The sequence below is a fragment of the Emticicia sp. genome, assembly GCF_049241225.1.
In the GTDB taxonomy this organism is placed as follows: domain Bacteria; phylum Bacteroidota; class Bacteroidia; order Cytophagales; family Spirosomataceae; genus Emticicia.
Genome location: NZ_JBMLRC010000092.1, coordinates 1 through 1736, shown reverse-complemented (window position 1 = coordinate 1736; position 1736 = coordinate 1). Strand labels below are relative to the sequence as shown.

Genomic DNA, 1736 nt, shown 5'->3' with positions numbered 1-1736 from the left:
ATCAAAATATTACTCACAATATTCGTACTGACTGTCTTTCTGGTCAGTTCGTTTCTTCCAGCTCCGCTTGATATTATTAAAGTCGAGAAAGGAAGCCATATATCACTCATTGGTGGAAATCTTGGTTCACGGATGATGAACTATGACCATTTCGAGACCGAAATGCACGTACGTTATCCCGACAACTCATTGATTATCAGAAATATGTGCGATGGTGGCGATACCCCAGGTTTTCGTCCACACGCCAGTCGAAATTTGCCTTGGGCGTTTCCGGGTGCAGAAAAATTTCAGACCGAATATGCTAAAAACTCAAATAGCGAAGGACATTTCGATTACCCTGACCAATGGTTAACCCGCCTAAAAACTGATGTAATAATTGCATTTTTTGGTTACAGCGAATCGTTTCAAGGAAGAGCAGGTTTGGCCAATTTCAAAGCCGAATTAGATGCTTTTATTAAATATACTTTGAAACAAAAATACAACGGTGTTTCCGCTCCACAACTCGCTATTGTATCGCCCATTGCTTTTGAAGATTTGACCAGCAAATACGATTTGCCAAATGGTGTAAAAGAAAACGAAAATCTTCTACTTTACACCAACGCCATGCGTGAAGTTTCGGCAGCGAATAAAGTGCTTTTTGTCGATGCTTTTACACCTTCAAGAGCATGGTATGCCAGTACGGCCGAACCTTTAACAATTGACGGCTCGCAACTCAATGATGAAGGTTACAAAAAACTCGGTCTTTTACTTTCTGATAAAATTTTCGGTAAAACTCCTGCCAGAGCGGAAGCAAACCGAGCATTGATTCATGCCGCTGTAATGGAAAAAAACTGGATGTGGCACAATGACTACAAAATTCCAAATGGCGTTCATGCGTATGGTCGTAGATACAATCCTTTTGGGCCAGACAATTATCCTGCCGAAATCGAGAAGATTCGACAAATGACCGATATTCGTGATAACGCGATATGGTTGGCAGCTTCAAAAGGTGAAAAAATGGATGTGGCAGCTGCTGATAAAAATACCCGAACGCTTCCGCCAGTAAAAACCAACTTTAATCCCGAAAAAAATGGTAGCCTCGAATATCTCTACGGACAAGATGCCCTCAATAAATTAAAAGTGCCTGCGGGTTATAAGATTGAGCTTTTCGCTTCCGAAAAAGAGTTTGATGATTTGGCAAATCCAGTGCAAATGTCGTTTGATAATAAAGGGCGTTTGTGGGTAGCCACGATGCCAAGTTACCCGCACTACAAACCTGGTGATGCCAAACCAAACGATAAAATTTTGATTTTGGAAGATACCAATAATGATGGTAGGGCCGACAAACAAACGGTTTTTGTGGATGGTTTGCATTTGCCATTGGGTTTTGAAATTGCTCCCGAAGGCGTGTATGTTTCGCAAGGAACAAACCTCAAACTTTTTACCGATACCAATGGCGATGATAAAGCTGATAAAGTAGAAATCTTGCTCAGTGGCTTCGACGACCACGATACACACCACAATAACAGTGCTTTTTGTGCCGACCCATCGGGTGCAATCTATGGTGGTGAAGGTGTCTTCTTGCACACAAACGTCGAAACTCCTTATGGAACTGTGCGTGCCACCAATGGCGGTTTTTATAGATATTCTCCGCAATTACACAAGCTCGAACGCACTGCTCAATTATCAATTCCAAACCCGTGGGGAATTGCTTTTGATGATTGGGGACAACCATTTTTTGCCGAAACCTCAAGCCC

At 42.2% G+C, this 1736-nt stretch carries 1 protein-coding gene; it reads left to right on the top strand.

Features of this window, described 5'->3' with window-relative positions; genetic code table 11:
- Positions 1 to 39 precede the first annotated feature (39 nt).
- On the top strand, positions 40 to 1736 hold a 1697-nt coding region (locus ACOVO2_RS05445), incomplete at its 3' end, for a PVC-type heme-binding CxxCH protein (protein WP_421769031.1).